Here is a 19190-nt window from a genome sequence, read left to right as displayed (position 1 = left end):
TTTGATACAAAATCTACTGTGAAACTTGACAAAATAATTATTTTTTTGTAACTTTTAAGGGTTATGAAATGAGGTAGAAACTAAAAGATTTCCTGACTTAGAGATATTGGATAAATATTACAAATAATGACAAAGTTATCGAGTATTGTAAAACAAAAAAATCATACTCAGTAGATGTTATTTTTCTGAATAAAAGCAAGAGCAGTTATAGCCATAAGATTTGAGTTGTGAGATATTGGAAACTTTTAGGGAACAGGGAACACATGGTCTGGGAACAGAGAATGAAGAAGAAAACGTATCATATGAATATAATAATTGCTATATTCTATACTTTTAAGGAACATCTCAATTTTCACAACTGATTCCTGATTGCTATAAATATTAAATAGACAAATATTTTCTGTACCTTGTAGTTGTCAAAAAAACTGTTTTAAGAACAAAAAAATGAGTTCTGACTATCCCTTGATACTAGCAACAGACCTAGATGGAACTTTCTTAGGAGGTTCAGATGAACAACGAGCAGAATTTTATGAATATCTGCAAAAACATCGCCATCGCCTACTATTAGTATTTGTGACTGGGCGAGACGTGGAATTTGTGCAAAGCTTATGTGAAGATTCAAAATTTCCTAATCCTGACTATATTATTGGCGATGTTGGTACAACAATAGTTCACGGTAAAACTCTAGAACCCTTAGAATCAATACAAGGGTGGGTTGAAGAAATCTGGGGAAATGCCAGTGATCGTGTTAAAGAAATGATGGCAAATGAACCAGGAATAGAACTTCAAGAATGTAGTGGTCCACGGCGTGTTTCTTACTATTACGAACCAGAAAAACTCCAAGAAAGCACAGTTCAAAAAGTGTTTGATGCTGGATTTGATTGTATTCTATCTGCTGATGTTTATTTAGACGTAATGCCTAAAGGTGTTTCTAAAGGACCTACACTGATGAAATTCATTGAATTATTAGGATTAAATGCAGACAATATAATTCCAGCAGGAGATTCTCTCAATGACTTATCTTTATTCAAAACCGGACTCAAAAGTGTTGCAGTAGGAAATGCAGAACCGAAACTGGTAAAACATATCGCAACAATGGACAACGTTTATCACAGTCCTTATCCGGGTACCGCAGGCATCTGGGATGGTTTGAAATATTACAGTAAATTATTGGAAGCATAACAAATTGAAATCCTCGCTTGTTATTCTTTATCACCGAGAACCCTATGACGAAGTAATCGAAAATGGTAAAGTTAACTATAAACCGAAGAAAAGTCCCAATGGCATTATTCCCACTCTCAAAAGTTTCTTCAAAAGTTTCAACCAGGGCACATGGATAGCTTGGAAGCAAGTTACAAAAGAACAAAAAGTTGATTTCCAATAACGAGTTACTGTGGAAGAAGATGGAAGCAACTATACAGTACAAAGAATCCCATTAATGGAGCAACAAGTGAGAGATTTCTATCACATTACAAGTAAAGAAGCATTTTGGCCGATTCTTCATTCTTTTCCCTGGTATTTCACCTCTGAAACCACAGATTGGGAAAACTTCCAACTAATTAATCGGAAATTTGCCGAAGCTGCTTGTGAAGAAGCTGCCGATGATGCTCTGATTTGGGTGCATGATTACAATCTCTGGTTAGCGCCCAAGTATATCCGAGAAATGAAACCTAATGCCAGGATTGCATTTTTTCATCATACTCCTTTCCCATCTGTAGATATTTTTAATGTATTACCTTGGCGAGGAGAAATTGTTGATAGCTTGCTTTGCTGCGATATTGTGGGTTTCCATATTCCACGGTATGCCGAAAACTTCGTGAATGTAGCTCGGAGTTTGCGAGAAATTGATGTTGTCAAAATTGAACCTGTACCAGAACATATTACCAAAGTAGGTATAGCTTTAGCAGAACCAGAAGTCACTACTCAGATCCGTCACCAAGGTCAGTTAGTCAGAATAGACTCTTTTCCTGTCGGAACTTCTCCAGAATATATCAAGAGCTTAGTAGAAAAACCAGAAACTCAAGCATTGATTGCATCTATTAAAGAAAAGTATCAAGGACGAAAGTTAATTATTGCCGCAGGTCGTATTGACTATGTGAAAGGTCACCGTCAAATGTTGGAAGCTTTTGAACGTTTGTTAGAACGTCGCCCAGATTTGCATGGCAATGTTAGCCTTATTGTTAGTTGTGTTGCTCCAGCAAAAGGAATGCAAATTTATAAGACTGCCAAACAAGAAATTGAGCAATTAGTAGGAAAAATCTATGGGCGGTTTACTAAATTTTCCTCTGATTGGATACCAATTTTGTTGTCTACAGAGGCTTTATCTTATCAATCACTTTTAGGTTATTTTGCTGCCTCTGATATCTGTTGGATTACTCCTTTGAGAGACGGTCTGAATTTAGTGGCAAAAGAATATATTGTTACTCGCCAAAATAGAGATGGGATATTAATATTGTCTGAGTTTGTGGGTGCAGCAGTGGAATTGCCAGAAGCTATTTTAACAAATCCTTACTCTGTTAAGCGCATGGATGATGCTATTGAACAAGCATTAGAAATGCCTATGGAAGAACAGAAGCAAAAAATGACAAAAATGTATGAAACTGTTTGGAAATATGATGTGAGATGTTGGGCAGATCATATGTTTGAGCTGTTTCAAAATACCACCCATGATGTAGTTTCTGAATAGTAGAAGGTTTCTCTGTAATTTCAGTTATCAGTTATCAGTTATCAGTACCGACCACTAAAGCCGGAGGCTTGGAAATACTGAATTGAATATTTTTTCATCCCCTTAAAAGGGGAGGCTTTAGACCTAATTTTTTGGTAAAGATATAACAATAGTTCATTAATTGATAATGAATAATTGATAATTGATAATTACCTCTGGTTCAAACCGGAATTGAATATAAGGAATATTTTCTTTTTTTTTCCTTAAAATAGTCCGCTTTAAACCAGAATAATTAATAATTATTAATTTGTAAATTGTTCTAATACCAATTTGATAAATGTTTGTTACAAATGGTAGAAGTAAGAAAGAAGGAAGAGGGAAGAAGGAAGAAGGGATAAATATTGAAAAAAAATGGGAAAACGATATAAATAACTATCTAAAATGAACTGGAGTAGCTATTTGTAAGAATATCCTATCGATATCTACCTTTTTGTAGCATTCTTTTTTAAAATTGTTCTCAGAGGTCATTTCAGGTATCAGTTATCAGTACCGACCACGAAAGCCGGAGGCTTGAAATACTGAACTGAATATTTCTTTCATCCTCTTAAAAGAGGAGGCTTTATACCTCATTTTTTGGTAATAAAAGAGAAAAATTACTGCACCTAATAAAATTTAAGAAGCAAGGAGATAACATCATACTTAGTTGAATACTTATAAATAATTAGAGGGGAGTCAAAACTCAGAATTCACCAAATCAGCAAAAAAGAATTTATACCAAATCTGATTACTATAGACCACAATCTTAGGACTCGTTTCATTAATGGATAATGGATAATTACCTCTGGTTAAAACCGTTACGGAATTGAATATAAGGAAATATTATTTCTTCTCTTGGTCGATTGGATATGGTTAGGAAACCCATCCATTCCACCCTACGGGAAGCTACGAAGATCGACCGCTTTTTTTTCCCCTTGTAGAGCGACAGCTCGCGGCGCAGCCAAGGGGAGGCTTTTGACCTGAATTATTTAATGAACAATTATTAATTATTCATTATTCGGTAAAAATAACTATTACAGTTTTTTTGATGGAAGCTGTATTTCACAATTTATCCCAGATAAAATTTGTACAACTTATTTTTACATGGCTCCTTACTATCAGCATTAACTGACATTTTGACTTGTTATATTAAATCCGTTTAATTCGGTATAAAAAAATGTTCCATCTTCAACCATTACCAAATATTTCTCGAGTTCCCCTACTCCCCTACTCCCCTACCCAGCATCTAATTACACTGATGCTACCGGATTTGATATTACTGTGATTGGAGCCAGGAAAAGTGTTACAAGAAAGTTGAATACTATCCTCAATTTATGGAAGAAAATTTCATTCCAGATTATGTTATGGAAAGTACTGAGTATTCTCAGAATACAGGAGTTACTGCTGAGTTTCTTTAGCTATTTTGGTCTAGCAAAATCTTTCATCTTAACTTATGGGTAGAGTGTGAATAGATGAACAGATTAATGGTAATTTTTCTGTAAATTACTATTAACCTACTCTACTAACTTCTATCAAAAATTGAGTAATTAACTAACAGGTAAAAATCATAAATTATGGTAAATAAAATATCTCAAGCTGATAAAAGAAGAGAAATTATTAAAACTTTAGACTCTGCTTATCCAGTATCTAGCGAAAAGGCAACTTTAGCAATTATAGGTGCAGGTGCATGGGGTTATGCTTTAGCAAAATTGGCTGGTCATAATCAACATGAAATACATTTATGGTCTCGTAGCTTGAATGTCAATTTATCAGAAATACTCCAAGATGTTGATATTATAGTTTCGGCAATTTCTATGAAAGGAGTGAATGAAACGGCAGAAAAAATCAAAAAAATTGGATTATCAGAAAAGGTAATTATTGTGACTGCTACAAAAGGATTAGATCCAGCAACAAGGCGGACTCCTTCTCAGATTTGGGAAACAAATTTTCCTAATAATTCAGTTGTGGTTTTATCTGGTCCTAATTTATCAAAAGAAATTAATGATAAATTACCTGCTGCAACGGTAGTTGCTAGTAAAAATAAGGCAGCAGCAACAACAGTACAAAATATTTTTGCTTCTGGTTTATTTCGGGTTTATAGTAGTCCCGATCCTATTGGTACAGAGTTAGGTGGAACCTTGAAAAATGTTATTGCTATTGCTGCTGGAGTTTGTGATGGTTTGGAACTTGGTACTAATGCTAAATCAGCTTTGTTAACTCGTGCTTTGACAGAAATGATTCGGGTTGGTAATCATTTAGGCGGACAAACTGAAACTTTTTTTGGGTTATCTGGTTTAGGAGATATGTTGGCAACTTGTAGTAGTTCTTTGAGTAGAAATTATCGGGTTGGTTATGGTTTAGCTCAAGGTAAAAGTTTGGAGAAAATTTTAGACGAATTACAAGGTACTGCTGAGGGTGTTAATACTACGAATGTTTTGATCGATCTTGCTTACCGAGAGGAAATTCGCGTACCTATTTCTCATCAGGTTTTTCTTTTATTAAATGGCAAAATTACTCCAGAAGAAGCAGTAGTAGCTCTGATGGAAAGAGATTTGAAAGCTGAATTTTGTGATTGATTCTCAACTGAAAGCTCAAAATATTGTGGATTAGTAATGTGTTTTTTGTTTTAAGTAGTTAATGGTACTTAGACATTTTTTGGTAGGAAAAATGCGTCAAAGTTAGTCTAGACAAGGGAATTACGTCGATGCGTTAAAAATGGCTAGCACCCTTAGTAATTCAGGATTTTACCTTTTTGACGTAAAACCCTATGTCTATCTATATTTGAGCCTATTTTATGGCTTTTTTTTGTGTAAGTCCCAATAGAGGTTTTTTACCGATAAGCAATCATGATGGTTAGGATTAAAAGAACATCAAGTAATAGATAAATGGAGTATAGAACGCCATTTTATCTAGAGTATTTTGTGCCTATACTTTGATGATTTGGCATCAGCTAACTGGAGGATACAGAGGTAATGGGGGAATAAACCTTTGAAGACATTTACTGATGCAATGGTACGCTTTTCGTACAGCTATGTCTTTCCGTTTTTTTGATTGGTTGACTAATAACCGTGACGTATTTACCTCTCACAGAGAGAGTTTGGGCTATATTTGGGCTTAAAAGTTCTGTAAGTCCCAATAGGTATGACTTTTTTTGATAAAAAGTTACTAAATTACCAAGGATTACCAATAATAGTAAAAGCAGCCCAATAATAAGGATGAGATAAATTTTCATTTCCATATTCTGCTAATTCTTGTGGCAATTTTACGCTACTACCAGAACCGTGTAACTCATCTTTTTTCAAGTTTACTTTCCCGTTTAACATTGCTATTTGTGCTTGTCTGAGAGCTTCTGCTTTCAGTGGATTTTTTTGAAAATGTTGATAAAATTCATTCATTAATGCCAAAGTTCCCACATCACTAACATACCAAAGACTTGCCAGTGCAGATTTAACTCCAGCTTGCACAGCTAAACCAGCAAAACCTAATTCTGCTTGTTGGTCTCCCACTGCAGTTTTACAAGCACTTAGTACCAACAATTCTACTTTTGGTTGATGCCATTTCAAATTTCTAATATCGTCTAACTCTAGCTTTTCTTGATTCCAAAACTGAATATAAGAATTACTGGGTTTGCCCGATTTAAACTCAGCATGGGTAGCTAAATGAATAATTCCAAATTTATGTTTTTGTTGTTGGTATTGTAAATTTTTAACTGTAAAATCTTGGTTGATAAATGCTTTGCCTTGAAAAAATTCTTGTGTAATTTGTTTTAATTCTGTTGGTACGGCTGGTAAAGATTGATGGTCGATAAATTCTGATGCCCCCATTCCTAATACTTGCATATTTTTTCTGGAATTATACTCAGTTTCGATCATATTAAAGGCGGGAATTAAAGCAATACTATACTTTTCTATGAGAAATTTTTCTCCATCATGTAGTGCTGATAATGCTAAACTGCGTAAACCTGGTCCTAGACAAAAAAGAATTGTATCTACTTTTTGCTTTTCTAATTCTGGCTCGATAGGAGCTACTATCCACTGATAAATTTGTTGAGCAGGTTTTAGATATGAATTGCTGTGACGTCCTCTGGGATCTGTGATTTCCCCAGCCAATATTTTTGCTGTATTTAATACAGTCTTTTGCTCTAGATCAGTAACACTGTATATAACAGGTATTTGATTGGGAGTAATTAATACTAACTGTATGGTTTTTTTTCTTGGCCATACCCAAACAACCCCAGGGTTTTTATCAGTTTGGATTTTCCATAAATCAAGTTGTTTAGCGATAGTTTCAGCAGTTAATGTAAAGCCAGAGAGATTAACACCAAAATAATTTTCATAAGCTTTTTCCCAAGTTTGTTCGATTCTATTCACAACTTCTTTGACAGCCCGATTTTCTAATAATGTATCCCACTCTGATTCTTGCAGAGCAAATGCTGGTTGTTTTTGTAGAAGAATATTTAATGTGATACTACTGATGCAGACTAATATAAATAGAAAGAATAAAATCAGATTTTTTTTCCATCTTTTGTTAAACATAATTTGGCTCCAAGATTTTTATTTCCAACTCTATTAACTATGATTGAGGCAAAAATTATGTAAGCATTTCCTACGGAATACTACGCAAACAGCAATTAGTAATAAATAATTACTTCTCAGGTTTGGTAAGGTGACCCATGGCAGTAACTTTTCTATTAAACTAATTTTAAAGGTTGCTTTTACCTTCCCCAAAATTAATTGCTGATAGCTAATAGCTGACAGCTGAACATTTACAAAATTATAGATGGGTTAAATACAGCAATTAATCTTCACCTATCAATAGTCAGTTTTTCTTGTTTTCGTGATTTTTACTTCTTTTCAAGGCTGATTAATAGACCTAAATTACCCGCAAACTACAGTATGAGAAGATGAATTTGCTTACTTAATCTCGGTACAATGGTCTACACTGTGGAAAATAAGAACTTTTATACAGACTAATCTAAAATCAAAAACAGATATGACACCTCCAGAAACTAGCACTCCTCCAGAGAGTTCAGATAATCATAATTTAGCACCTGTAAGCTTGAAAGAGCCTGAAGTTAAGCCAAATAATACAGCTCGAGTAGGCGATTGTCAAGATTTAGAAGAAGATGATTATCTCGATCGAGCTCCTGATGATGTGGAAATGTCTATATTTGACCATCTGGAAGAATTACGGATGCGAATATTTTATTCTCTAATAGCAGGAGTAGTAGGTATTATCGGTTGCTTCATTGTAGTTAAACCTATTGTCCAATTTTTAGAAGTTCCTGCTCGTGGAGTAAAGTTTCTCCAACTGGCTCCAGGAGAATATTTTTTTGTAACTATTAAAGTAGCTGCTTATAGTGGTTTTCTTTTGGCAAGTCCCTTTATACTTTATCAAATAGTTAAGTTTGTTCTACCAGGTTTAACTATTAGAGAAAGAAGATTTCTCGGACCCATTTTCTTAGGATCTACAGTTTTATTTGGATTGGGATTAGTATTTGCTTATTTTGCAATTGTACCAGCAGCTTTGAAGTTTTTTATTAGTTACGGATCGGAAGTAGTAGAACAAGCTTGGTCAATTGAACAATATTTTGAATTTGTATTGCTATTAATGTTTAGTACGGCATTAGCATTTCAAATTCCGATTCTGCAATTCTTATTAGGTATTTCAGGAATTGTTTCTTCTCAACAAATGTTTTCTGGGTGGAGATATGTATTGTTAGGTGCAGCAGTTTTAGGAGCGGTTTTAACTCCTTCAACCGATCCTTTAACTCAAAGTTTATTAGGTGGAGCAGTAGTTGCTCTTTATCTGAGTGGTAGTTTTGTAGTCAAGTTGATAGGACGTTGAAGAAGGTAGAAGGCAGAAGGTCTAATTGCATGGGGATAGTCTTCGACACGCCATTTCGTGTCTACAAACTCCAAACTTTTCAGCAGTCTTATTGACAGTGGGATATTAAACCTGCAAAAGAAAAGATAAAAATATTGAATCTATATAATATTTGGCGTTGCACAGTGGCGAATGATTTGAGATTTTTGATTGAATTTGATTTTGGATTTGATAATTGCTAGAACGATTAATATTAGGTTTTTTTAGTCAAAGTCTAAACCTCTTTTTGGCAGTATCATTCCATAATGTGCAACCCCTAATATTTAGCTTGAATCCTACCTCCTCGCTCATTCCCCGTTCCTCCTGTCTCCTGTCTCCTGTCTCCTGTCTCCTGTCTCCTATCTCCTATCTCCTGACTCCTGTCTCCTGACTCCTGTCTCCTACCCCTACAAAAAGACTTTATTCAGCAAGCCCTATTTAAATACCAAATAAAGTATAAATTCGATTCCGAATCCAAATCATTGCTGTTTCTTGGGAATTTTCTTGCTTATCCAGTAATCCTAAGTTTTTTAAAGTCTCTAAACGTCGGGATAATTCTTCAGAAATTTTGTCTGCTAGTTTTTGGTGCTTTGCCAAAAGATTGTGTAAATTGTCTCGGTCTACTACAAATAAAATTGTATCTTCTGTGGCACGAAGACTCGCTGTACGAGTAATTCCTAATATTAGTGACATTTCTCCAATAAATTCTCCTGCATATCTAGTTGTAATATACTTATTTGCTTTTTCTGAAAATACTTCTACCGACCCGGAAAGTATAATATAAAATGAGTCTCCTGACTCTCCCTCTAGACAGATTATTTCACCGCGAGGAACAATTTTTCTATATCCATTTTCAATAACATCTCGTAGTTCAATATTATTACATTTTTTGAAATAACTAATCTGTCGTAATAAATCTCGTAAATTCCATTTTGAGGAATTTTGCTTAGTTTTTGCGATATTTTTGACTAAGTAAGTTGAAAGGTTTTTGGGATTTTTCACAACAGTTGTTGACTCTGCTTTTTTATGTGTTTGAATTAAATCATTAATCTGGCGAATATGTAAATCTCTTTGGGGAAAAGGAATAGAAATATTCCGATCACTTAATTCTGAATATATTAAAAAATTCAAATAACTTTTGATTTGATCTATTAGAGTAGGATATTTAATCCAAACTAATAATTCAAAATTTAAGGCACTATCTCCAAACCCTTTAAACCAAACTTTTGGTGAAGGATGAGATAAAACTTTTTTTTCCTTTCTAGCTGCATCTAAAAGTGCTTCTTTTACTAAGTCTGTATCGCTACCATAGGCAACACCAATGGGAATATGTAGGCGAGAGGTCGAATCTTTATGACTCCAATTAATAATATTTTGTTCTACTATAGAATTATTAGGAATAATCACAAAAATACCATCAATAGTTCTGATTACAGTTGAACGAATTGAGGTTTTTTCTACTACTCCTGATAAATCATCAACTTTGATAAAATCTCCGACTTTAATTGGTTGAGCAATCAAAATTGTTAAACCACTAACAAAATTACTAATAATATTTTTCAAACCAATACCAATGCCAATACTTAAAGCACCAGCAATTACAGTAATTGAGGTTAAGTCAATGCCTGCATTATGAAGCACAATTAAGATACCAGTTATTGTAATGATGTAATTAATAATAGAGGCGATCGCTTCTCTTGTACCTTTTTTGATTCCTAAATTAACTAATATCCATTCTTTCATCCAATTTTTTATTGTGCGCGAGAAAAATACTACTAAAACAATTAAGAAAATTATTTCAGTAATATTCTTGATGGAAAATGATTTATTCCCTAACTCAAATATTTCAAATATAACTATTTTAACTAAGAGTCTAAATATATTTTTTATTTCTATAAGTATCCAATTCATCTTAAACCCAGTGTATTTAATAAATGAGGAAAAATTAAATATATAAATTAAATAGCAAATGTAAAAGAGGTTCAACCTCAGTCTATTTAAAAATTGTGTAAGTAAAAAAATATCATTTTATTCCCCCTGTTGCCTGTTGCCAGATGAGCTGTTGCCTGCGCACAGCGCTATACTGACTACTTGCCCTTTATACTAAGCGCGTGAAGTTCCGAATGTAGAATTAAGAAAATTATTTCAGTAATATTCTTTAATGAAGAATGATTTATTCCCTAACTCAAATAGTTATTTTTTAAAGATTTTAACTAACAGGCTAAATATATTTTTTATTTCTAGAAATATCTAATACCATTTTGATAGATTTTTGTTACAAATAATTAAGTTATTGCTAGTAGTCATTAAGACAGAAGAAAAGTTTGTCAGCATTTATTGCAATTTGAGGATGAGTATTTTTAATAGTTTCAATATCATCAAAACCAATTATACCAAATTAAAAAAAGGTAGTTACATCTTAATTTGTCATTTATTGCTACAATTAAAAATTTTATATATCCATCAAATGTCAAAATTCAGCATTTTTTCCTCTTTTTTATCTAGTTTTTCTTTCCCTGTTGCCAGATGAGCTGTTGCCTGTTGCCCGTGTCGAGACTGTAGCAATATTTTATGAAATTGGTATTAGAGCTATTTCTCTATCACTAACAACTATGAAATTTGTACTTTTGGGTTATGACTGAATTAATGTCATTTATCCTAGCAATTATCCTCTAAATCAAGTTACTAATACTTGTGCATTTTCGACAATCTTTACTTCCCTTTGGAGAATAATTGCCAGATAAGTTCCTATTTCTACTTTTTTCATTAGCACTTGTTCTGCTAAAAATTTATGGGAGGATATATAATCACTAATTGCTTAAATTTATTCTGTGTAAAATTTACGAAATACTGCTAATTTTCGTGACTAATTTACTACCTATTTCATGATTTATATCCTTTTGTTTTTTTACTTAAAGGGGTTGAATAGAATAAATGGTTGATCTCAATACTTGTATGGCAATTATTAGATGAATTTTTAACCTCGATAAATAGTTGAATCGATTCCATATATATTATTAATTAAGTAAAATACTAAACTGATTTATGATACTCAATCTAATTTAGAGAAGATAAAAAATGACAAACATAACTTATTCTGACTTTGAGAAAATAGAAATAAGGGTGGGAAAAATTATTGGTACAGAAGAATTTCCAGAAGCCAGAAAACCAGCTTACAAACTGTGGATAGATTTTGGTGAATTTGGCATCAAAAAGTCTAGCGCAGGATTAACAAAGCTCTATATTCGTCAAAATTTAGTGGGCAAATTAATTCTAGCAGTTACAAATCTGCCACCACGTCAAGTCGCTAACTTTATGTCTGAGGTCTTGGTTTTAGGTGTGGTGATGGATGATGGAGAAGTTGCTCTGATACACCCAGATCGAGATGTACTACTGGGCCAAAGAATCTTGTAGTATTTTGAGCGCCCTCTGGTTAGAATTCTTCTACCATCCATTCTGAAGCTCTCTCGCCTAAGTCTAGAGGAATACTAACTGCCTTACCTAGTCTAGGTCTTTCTTTTGTATTCTCAATGTAGTTCTTAACAGTTTCTACACCGCCAAAACCATTGATATAGGTGGCTATTGCATCTAAGTGGGCAAAATAATCTACTTCAGTCATCGGAAAAGATACTTGCTCAAGGTACTTCCACATTACCTGCACAAATATTTTGCCTTTTGTCCGCCGTAGTTGAATATCATAAGACTTACCCCACTTATCTAGTAATAGTTGATGTAATTCCTTGCCAGTTATCATATATTTTAGATTTTAGATAAATTATAACTTCTACAGTTTTGAGTTCTAAACACTAAATATAGTGTCGCACTATAGTTTTATTTAGGATTATGTAGTGTTTTTGCGTAAATTTTCAAGTTCAATAGTTAATTTGGGAAAAACTAACTATTAAACAAGTTTCCAAAAGTAAAAAATTATACTACATTCAAATAGCAGTCGAAGGAAAGGGCGCGGACATATCAAAAGCTTAAAACTCAGACAACGCGAAATTTTTCGGTCTTTCGGTCCTTCCTTCTGCTATAAATCTAATTATCTAGTCATAGACCTTGCAATCACAACATTTACATTTCTTAATGAAAAGAACAATAAAAGTTTAAATAATGTAATAATAATCAGGAAATGGTTTTAAGTTGCAATTTGTTTAACAAAATATTGTAAGCTGGGCTGTGGTCACAGACTAACAGCAATTATTTTTTGTCTGCACATAATTCACCTGTGGCAGTAAGCACGATAGAGACGAAAACGCAGCAGTAAATATATTGGTTGCCGGAGGACATACCTCCTCCGGAGCAGCTGCGCTAACGGAGACACAAAATCGACTTGGAGGGAAGCTTAACCCATCCCCTCCCTGGAGGGGAGCAAGAGGGGTGGGTGCAGCACTCCGTTAAGCGTCAACCCTTCGAGGATCTAAGGTTCGGTAATAATCTCCGTATCTTTAGGCCGTAGAGGATGTCAAAAACACCAAACGTACATTAATAAAAAACACTCAATCTATTCATGGCTCAAGCAGAAGGAACACCAGATGTACCCGATATGGGACGTCGCCAATTTATGAATCTTCTCACCTTTGGCACTGTGACCGGGGTCGCTCTTGGAGCGCTCTATCCAGTAGTTAACTACTTTATTCCTCCATCCAGTGGAGGTACAGGTGGTGGGGTGACAGCCAAAGACGCCCTTGGTAACGATATTATTGTTAGTGACTTTGTGGCCAATCACAATCCAGGAGAAAGAACTCTGGCACAAGGTCTAAAGGGAGACCCTACCTATGTAGTGATTGAAGAAGATCAAACTTTAGCTAACTATGGTTTAAATGCAGTTTGTACTCATTTAGGCTGTGTAGTCCCTTGGAATGGTAGTGAAAATAAATTTATCTGTCCCTGCCATGGCTCTCAGTACAACAGTACAGGGAAAGTAGTTAGGGGGCCAGCACCTTTGTCTTTGGCATTAGTCCATGCCAATGTTAGTGATGATAAACTGGTCTTCACCCAGTGGGAAGAAACAGACTTCCGCACCGGAGAAGACCCTTGGTGGACTTAAAGAAGCGGTCAACACTCAGCACTCAGCAATTAGTAGGCTCGTTTTTTTTTACCTTGAGAAGAGGAATTTTAACCCCGACTCAATCATCCAGCGTAATAGTTGCTGGGAATTTTTAACCCAGAGTTGCTAAAAGCTGAGAACTGAATGCTAAAAAATGCTAAAAGCTGATAGCTAGTTCAGAGATTTTTGATTCGTAAGCAATCAGTAAATCCAAAAAATTTGTAGAAGTTTTTGATTTTGAGAGAAGACAGAACAACTGATGTCAAAAATAGACCGATCGGCAATTTGGGGTAGTATGACTAAGGCCTTCGCCAAGATGATGGTAGTAGCGATCGCAACTATAGCCCTATTCCTCACCAATGATATAGTCCATCCCCAGGCAGCAAATGCCTATCCATTCTGGGCACAGGAAACTGCTCCAGCAACTCCTAGAGAAGCTACAGGCAGAATTGTTTGTGCTAACTGTCACCTTGGTGCTAAACCTACTGAAATAGAAGTACCTCAGTCTGTACTACCAGATACAGTATTTAAGGCTGTTGTAAATGTTCCTTATGATACTGAGGTTCAACAAGTCTTGGGTGATGGTAGTAAAGGTGGCTTAAATGTAGGTGCTGTATTGATGTTGCCTGAAGGCTTCAAAATTGCACCTGAAGACAGAATACCTGAAGAATGGGAAGAAGAAATTTCTGGTCTCTACTTCCAACCCTACGCTGAAGACCAAGAAAACGTTATTTTAGTTGGGCCAATGCCTGGAGAAGAATATCAAGAGATTGTTTTCCCGGTTTTATCTCCAGATCCTGCCACTGATAAATCTATCCACTTTGGTAAGTATGCTATTCATGTAGGCGGAAACCGAGGTCGTGGTCAGGTTTATCCTGCTGGTAATAAGAGCAATAATACTGTTTACAACATCTCTGCTAGTGGTAAGATTACTGATATTACTTTTGAAGAATATGTAGGTAATAACATTACTATTGTAACTACTGACGGTGAGACTGTTGTGGATACAGTGCCTCCAGGCCCAGAACTTTTAGTTGCTGTAGGAGATACTGTTGAAGCGGGTCAAGTTATTACAAATGACCCTAATGTCGGTGGTTTTGGTCAAACAGATATTGAAATTGTGCTGCAAGATGCAAATCGAGTTAAATGGTTGATGGCATTTTTTGCTCTGGTCATGCTAGCTCAGATTATGTTAGTTCTGAAGAAGAAACAAGTTGAGAAAGTTCAAGCTGCTGAAATGAATTTTTAGGTAGACTGAGTTATTTCGCTTAATAATTTACTAATAGGGAGTAAAGCATTAGGAGTGAGGGATAGACTTCATTTCTAATGCTTTGCTCCTTTATCCATTAATGAATCACTTTTACCCGGCCAATGTCACAGACGATCGGGTCTATAGTAATATTTTGATAATAAATATTAATTATTTCAAATCTAAATAAACGATTAATTTTCAAAACCTGAGCGCACAATAGCTATACTTGAAGAAGGAGACAGGAGACAGGAGACAGGAGACAGGAGGAAAATTACATGGGGATTCTCACCCCAAGTAATTTTGAACACCGTGTAGACGGTGGGGTATTAAACCCACAAAGAAAATGATAATACATAGTTAATTCTCTTCATTTTTCCTGCAATACCAATTAATACTACGTTACAAATACTGATATAGCATATAAATATATCAGTATGTATTATACCAATTCCCAAAAATAATGCTATACTTCCGATGAACTTCAGTTATTAAGTAATAATAATGATTCAGTAATGAATGTAGAGGATTATCGGCATTAATCCAAAATATCTTATGCCTTTTAACCCTATTCCCTACTCCCTATTCCCTACTTCCAAGGAGATGTAGCAAAACTTTTGAGAAATGGTATTACTATATTTTCTCAGGTTATTGATAATTGAAAATAGTATACTCAAGACTTTAACCTTGCCAAATAAAAAATTAATAGATAATAACTCAATAAGTTATTATCTATTAACCAGCTCGGCAAAGTAGTTAGTGCCGATAAACTATAACTTTAATCCTTACTAACAGAGTAAATCCCCTTAATAATCAAGGGGTATGAGTAAAAACTGAATGAAAAAAACTCTTAATAAATTTGTAAAATATAGTCCTAGCATTCTCAGTATCACCCTACTAATGGCTAATACTGCCCAGGCACTGCCTACTCCACCAGAGAATCAGACATCACCCAAAAATTCTATTGGGGTATCCGACCTAGAATCAAAAAAACCTACTCAGACATCACCCAAAAATTCTATTGGGGTATCCGACCTAGAATCAGAGACCTCTATTGAAGGGATAACTTCAGGAATTAAAGGGGCATCAGACTTAGAAGTAGTAGACCCAATGGGCCAAGTAACATCTGTTTCCCAGTTATCAGATGTCCAACCCACAGATTGGGCTTTTCAAGCTTTACAATCATTAGTAGAACGTTATGGTTGTATCGCAGGTTATCCGGATGGCACATTCAAAGGCAACCGTGCCATGACTCGTTATGAATTTGCAGCAGGTTTAAACGCTTGTTTAGACAGAATTACGGAATTAGTCGCAGCAGCAACCGCAGACTTAGTAACTCGCGACGACTTAGCTGTGTTACAAAGGTTGCAAGAAGAATTTGCCGTAGAATTAGCAGAATTGCGCGGTCGTGTAGATGCTTTAGAAGCACGCAGCGCAGAATTGGAGGCCAATCAATTTTCCACCACAACCAAACTAGATGGTGAAGTACTATTCTGGGTAACTGATACTTATGGAGAAAGAGCCCAAGCTCGGGGAGAAGCATCAGCTAATGACAAAACTGAAACCACCTTTTCTTATCGAGTACGTCTGAATTTTGAGACCAGCTTTACTGGAGAAGATTTACTATTTACCCGTCTACAAGCCACTGATATTCCAGACCTCAGCGGAGAAAACCTCACTAATACCTTAATGACTCTTGCAGGTATTGATGAAGGTGATGGTGATGATACAGTCATCATTGACCTATTCTTCTATAGTTTCCCTGTAGGCGATAAGGCTCAAGTTTTAGTTGGCCCTACTGGAGTAGACCTTGACGACGTTTCCACAGTTTTAACACCTCTTCAAGATGAAGGCGATGGCACTATCTCCCGCTTTGGTAGACGTAATCCTACCAGTTTCCGAGGCCCTGCTGGTGCTGGTCTGGGGATTCAGTACGCATTTAATGAGACCTTTTTACTCGAAATCGCTTACTTATCTGGCGAGCCAGAAGATCCAAATGAAGGTGCTGGTATTTTCAATGGTGACTATAGTGCTTTGGGTCAGCTCATAATTCAACCCAATCCCAATCTGTCTTTTGGTCTCGGTTATGTGCGCAAGTATTGGGGGAAAAATGATGTTGATGTTAGCGGTGGTACAGGCAGTTTTAAGGCTCAAGACCCCTTTGATGGTACTCCCACTACTGCTGATAACGTTGGTTTTCAAGCTAACTGGAGAGTGAATGAAAGAATTGAAATCGGAGGTTGGTTTGGTAGCACCTGGACTCGTCCGGAAAATGATAACGGTGATGATGACGATGTTACTATCATTAATGGAATGCTCTATGTTGCTTTTCCAGATTTGTTTAAGGAAGGTAACATGGGCGGTATTATGGTAGGGGTTCCTCCTATTGTTACTGATGGCGGTGATGATGATTCACTCAAGGATGACGATACTTCTATACATATAGAAGCAATTTATCGATTCCAACTTAATGATAATATCTCTGTTACTCCTGGTTTATTTGTGATTACTAATCCGAATCACGATGATTTTAATGATACTATTTGGGTGACAACATTACGGACTACTTTTAGATTCTAACTAATATAGCAATCCTAAATGATTTGTCAAAAATCTCAGTATAGATAAAAATTCTGAAACTTTTCCCCTTATTCCCAGTTAAGGTGTTCCCTAAATTCCAAGATATTGTTACCCGCAACTGATATCATGTCCGGTAGTATCCTTAGTGTGTAAAATTACGTCACAATTGGAGGAAACCCTTCTTCCTTCTAACTTATGTTCTCTATCTCCCTTTCATCAAAGTCTAAGTATATAATCGGACATGATATGAAATAGGATTGCTATAGTAGATTCTTAAATTTTCAGATCATAAAATTACTGGAGTTTAGACTAAGACAAAATTTCCCAAGATTGTTTTGGGTGAAAAAAGAAGGTAAATTAACCAAAAATTGAGTCTAAGTTTTCAGATTTTTGGTTTTTTTTGTGGGACTTTTTCGTTTTTTTACTACAGGATAACGGGTTCTTTTACTTCTGACTTTACCTGTTTTCCAACCAGTGGATTTTCCACGGGGTTTGGCAGTTTTAGCAGGGGTTCCAATCTTGACTAAAAGTCCGAACATTGATTGTGCGACCCTTCCAGGGCTTAAGTTTTTTTGAGGCTTAAGCTCACGGAAGATAAGGATTCATAAGTAGAAGGCCATTGTCTTTGAAATCAAGGTGAAAGGGAAAAATCAGCCAATGAATTGGCTGTTAAGCGTGGTTAAAACTGCATGGATTAAATCATAAGTGGAATCCTGAGCAAACCCAAGTAAATTGTAGGTATCAGTCCTAAATTTTTGCAGTCTATTTATGTTAGTATTCATCAGGGAGAGTTATGTTTCTATTTAATTGCTTTTCAATTTTCTCCCTTTTTCTGAAATTTGATTTATTAATATTTGTCAACCATCAACTTTGCTGGTATTCAGTAGCGATCGCACATGAGATTATACTAGACTGTACGGTGTTATTTTTGGGTACAACGCTGCTCCCTCAGGTATTTACAACTTCCAGCTCAAAGTGCAGTAAGCGAAAAGGTTTACAAAAAATAATGTGTAAATCTGCCAGAATGCACTGCTATAGTTAGTCTAAACTCTAGAAGATAGCCATTATATGATCAAGGAAGATGATGATCGCTATGGCAATAAAATGACTGAAGCTACCAAATAAATTCCTCATAAATTCCTCCTAGAAAGTTTACTGAACCCTTGTCATACCTTGTGGCGATCGCTCGATACTGTTTGAGTTTGGCGAAAAAATTTTTGATCTGATGAGGTACTTTGTATAAGACTCGATCATAATTACGGAGTTCTTTTAGATTTTTTTTCGGTGGAATCACTACTTCTATTCCTCTCTCAGTCAAAGGCTTTATCACCCGCTAAACCGCGTAGGGGATGTCAAACAAAGGCTCCAAGAGATTATTTTTGAGCTATGTACTGAGAACAACTGGAGGTTGATAGCACTAGAAATTATGCCAGACCATGTTCATCTCTTCCTAGAAGTCGATCCTAACTTTTGCACTATCAATAATTATCAAGCGCGTCAAAGGTAGAGCTTCGCATCACTTGAGAAAAGAATTTCCTAGACTGCTGAAATTACCTACCCTCTGGACACCAAGCTTTTTCTGTGCAACTACTGGCAATGCTTCGACAGAGACTGTTAGTGGGACTTACACAACTTAACTGGCCAAATTAGACTATAATGCTTGTAAATCAATAATTTTACGTCGAAGCGATCGCAAGGAACGAAAGAAACAACCCCTACTGCAATGCCCCCTTGCTTTGAAAGGT

General features: G+C 35.5%; 16 protein-coding genes and 1 pseudogene. 12 read left to right on the top strand and 5 right to left on the bottom strand.

The annotated features are described in order from the left end of the window. Window positions 1–444: 444 nt before the first annotated feature. The 5 genes and pseudogenes from F6K06_RS02865 to F6K06_RS02850 all read left to right on the top strand — a co-directional run. Window positions 445–1182, top strand: coding sequence for an HAD-IIB family hydrolase (locus F6K06_RS02865; protein ID WP_124145512.1), 738 nt, complete (start codon window positions 445–447; stop codon window positions 1180–1182). Between the two features lie 4 nt (window positions 1183–1186). Then, window positions 1187–1384 carry a hypothetical protein gene (locus F6K06_RS33750; protein ID WP_353734867.1) on the top strand — a complete coding sequence of 66 codons (198 nt, stop codon included), beginning with the start codon at window positions 1187–1189 and terminating at the stop codon, window positions 1382–1384. A gap of 9 nt (window positions 1385–1393) precedes the next feature. Beyond that, the gene (gene ggpS, locus F6K06_RS02860) at window positions 1394–2686 is read left to right on the top strand and encodes a glucosylglycerol-phosphate synthase (RefSeq protein WP_353734868.1); all 1293 of its coding nucleotides are present in this window, start codon (window positions 1394–1396) and stop codon (window positions 2684–2686) included. Window positions 2687–4275: 1589 nt separating this feature from the next. Then, window positions 4276–5277, top strand: a complete 1002-nt coding sequence (locus F6K06_RS02855) for an NAD(P)H-dependent glycerol-3-phosphate dehydrogenase (protein WP_287240047.1) — start codon at window positions 4276–4278, stop codon at window positions 5275–5277. Between the two features lie 274 nt (window positions 5278–5551). Continuing rightward, a pseudogene (locus tag F6K06_RS02850) lies at window positions 5552–5819 on the top strand (IS701 family transposase); the annotation flags it as partial. A 52-nt stretch (window positions 5820–5871) separates the two neighbouring features. Here the strand turns inward: F6K06_RS02850 and F6K06_RS02845 are convergent. Next, a complete protein-coding gene (locus tag F6K06_RS02845; protein WP_287240045.1) occupies window positions 5872–7236 on the bottom strand; it encodes a CHAT domain-containing protein in 1365 nt (454 codons plus the stop codon). 457 nt (window positions 7237–7693) lie between these two features. On the opposite strand from F6K06_RS02845, the gene tatC reads away from it, so the two are divergent. Continuing rightward, a complete protein-coding gene (tatC, locus tag F6K06_RS02840; RefSeq protein ID WP_287240044.1) occupies window positions 7694–8548 on the top strand; it encodes a twin-arginine translocase subunit TatC in 855 nt (284 codons plus the stop codon). A 456-nt stretch (window positions 8549–9004) separates the two neighbouring features. Here the strand turns inward: tatC and F6K06_RS02835 are convergent, their stop codons facing one another. Beyond that, window positions 9005–10477: a mechanosensitive ion channel domain-containing protein gene (locus F6K06_RS02835; protein ID WP_124147627.1), complete on the bottom strand. Its 1473-nt coding sequence runs from the start codon at window positions 10475–10477 to the stop codon at window positions 9005–9007. 1167 nt (window positions 10478–11644) lie between these two features. Here F6K06_RS02835 and F6K06_RS02830 point away from each other — a divergent pair. Continuing rightward, window positions 11645–11980 carry a tRNA-binding protein gene (locus tag F6K06_RS02830; protein ID WP_124147626.1) on the top strand — a complete coding sequence of 112 codons (336 nt, stop codon included), beginning with the start codon at window positions 11645–11647 and terminating at the stop codon, window positions 11978–11980. 19 nt (window positions 11981–11999) lie between these two features. Here the strand turns inward: F6K06_RS02830 and F6K06_RS02825 are convergent, their stop codons facing one another. Then, window positions 12000–12317 carry a DUF3067 family protein gene (locus tag F6K06_RS02825; protein WP_124147628.1) on the bottom strand — a complete coding sequence of 106 codons (318 nt, stop codon included), beginning with the start codon at window positions 12315–12317 and terminating at the stop codon, window positions 12000–12002. A 759-nt stretch (window positions 12318–13076) separates the two neighbouring features. Here F6K06_RS02825 and petC point away from each other — a divergent pair. The 3 genes from petC to F6K06_RS02810 all read left to right on the top strand — a co-directional run bounded on the left by petC (window position 13077) and on the right by F6K06_RS02810 (window position 17445). Beyond that, entirely contained in the window at window positions 13077–13616 is a 540-nt protein-coding gene (petC, locus tag F6K06_RS02820; RefSeq protein WP_124147625.1) for a cytochrome b6-f complex iron-sulfur subunit, read from the top strand. A 259-nt stretch (window positions 13617–13875) separates the two neighbouring features. After that, window positions 13876–14865, top strand: a complete 990-nt coding sequence (petA, locus tag F6K06_RS02815; RefSeq protein WP_124147624.1) for a cytochrome f — start codon at window positions 13876–13878, stop codon at window positions 14863–14865. Window positions 14866–15702: 837 nt separating this feature from the next. Further along, the gene (locus F6K06_RS02810; RefSeq protein ID WP_287240038.1) at window positions 15703–17445 is read left to right on the top strand and encodes an iron uptake porin; all 1743 of its coding nucleotides are present in this window, start codon (window positions 15703–15705) and stop codon (window positions 17443–17445) included. A gap of 374 nt (window positions 17446–17819) precedes the next feature. Here F6K06_RS02810 and F6K06_RS02805 read toward each other — a convergent pair whose 3' ends face one another. Together F6K06_RS02805 and F6K06_RS02800 are read right to left on the bottom strand one after the other, a co-directional pair. Then, window positions 17820–17984 carry a hypothetical protein gene (locus tag F6K06_RS02805; protein ID WP_205127650.1) on the bottom strand — a complete coding sequence of 55 codons (165 nt, stop codon included), beginning with the start codon at window positions 17982–17984 and terminating at the stop codon, window positions 17820–17822. Between the two features lie 575 nt (window positions 17985–18559). Further along, a complete protein-coding gene (locus F6K06_RS02800) occupies window positions 18560–18763 on the bottom strand; it encodes a transposase (protein WP_205127232.1) in 204 nt (67 codons plus the stop codon). Here F6K06_RS02800 and F6K06_RS33745 point away from each other — a divergent pair. Both F6K06_RS33745 and F6K06_RS33740 read left to right on the top strand, forming a co-directional pair. Further along, window positions 18719–18952: a transposase gene (locus F6K06_RS33745; protein WP_353734941.1), complete on the top strand. Its 234-nt coding sequence runs from the start codon at window positions 18719–18721 to the stop codon at window positions 18950–18952. The two genes, F6K06_RS02800 and F6K06_RS33745, sit on opposite strands and share 45 nt — an antisense overlap. Before the next feature lie 13 nt (window positions 18953–18965). Beyond that, window positions 18966–19082, top strand: a complete 117-nt coding sequence (locus tag F6K06_RS33740) for a hypothetical protein (RefSeq protein WP_353734869.1) — start codon at window positions 18966–18968, stop codon at window positions 19080–19082. Window positions 19083–19190: the final 108 nt, after the last annotated feature.

The organism is Okeania sp. SIO1H4 (assembly GCF_010672695.1).
GTDB classification, from domain to species: Bacteria; Cyanobacteriota; Cyanobacteriia; order Cyanobacteriales; family Microcoleaceae; genus Okeania; species Okeania hirsuta.
The sequence above is the reverse complement of the archived record's forward strand: the minus strand, read 5'-3'. Positions and strand labels throughout refer to the sequence as shown.

Bases quoted from the DNA above. Each gene is read 5' to 3' on its own strand.
- F6K06_RS02865 (WP_124145512.1), top strand. From the start codon at position 445: ATGAGTTCTGACTATCCCTTGATACTAGCAACAGACCTAGATGGAACT.
- F6K06_RS02855 (WP_287240047.1), top strand. From the start codon at position 4,276: ATGGTAAATAAAATATCTCAAGCTGATAAAAGAAGAGAAATTATTAAA.
- F6K06_RS02845 (WP_287240045.1), bottom strand. From the start codon at position 7,236: ATGTTTAACAAAAGATGGAAAAAAAATCTGATTTTATTCTTTCTATTT.
- tatC (WP_287240044.1), top strand. From the start codon at position 7,694: ATGACACCTCCAGAAACTAGCACTCCTCCAGAGAGTTCAGATAATCAT.
- F6K06_RS02835 (WP_124147627.1), bottom strand. From the start codon at position 10,477: ATGAATTGGATACTTATAGAAATAAAAAATATATTTAGACTCTTAGTT.
- F6K06_RS02830 (WP_124147626.1), top strand. From the start codon at position 11,645: ATGACAAACATAACTTATTCTGACTTTGAGAAAATAGAAATAAGGGTG.
- petC (WP_124147625.1), top strand. From the start codon at position 13,077: ATGGCTCAAGCAGAAGGAACACCAGATGTACCCGATATGGGACGTCGC.
- petA (WP_124147624.1), top strand. From the start codon at position 13,876: ATGTCAAAAATAGACCGATCGGCAATTTGGGGTAGTATGACTAAGGCC.
- F6K06_RS02810 (WP_287240038.1), top strand. From the start codon at position 15,703: ATGAAAAAAACTCTTAATAAATTTGTAAAATATAGTCCTAGCATTCTC.
- F6K06_RS02805 (WP_205127650.1), bottom strand. From the start codon at position 17,984: ATGTTCGGACTTTTAGTCAAGATTGGAACCCCTGCTAAAACTGCCAAA.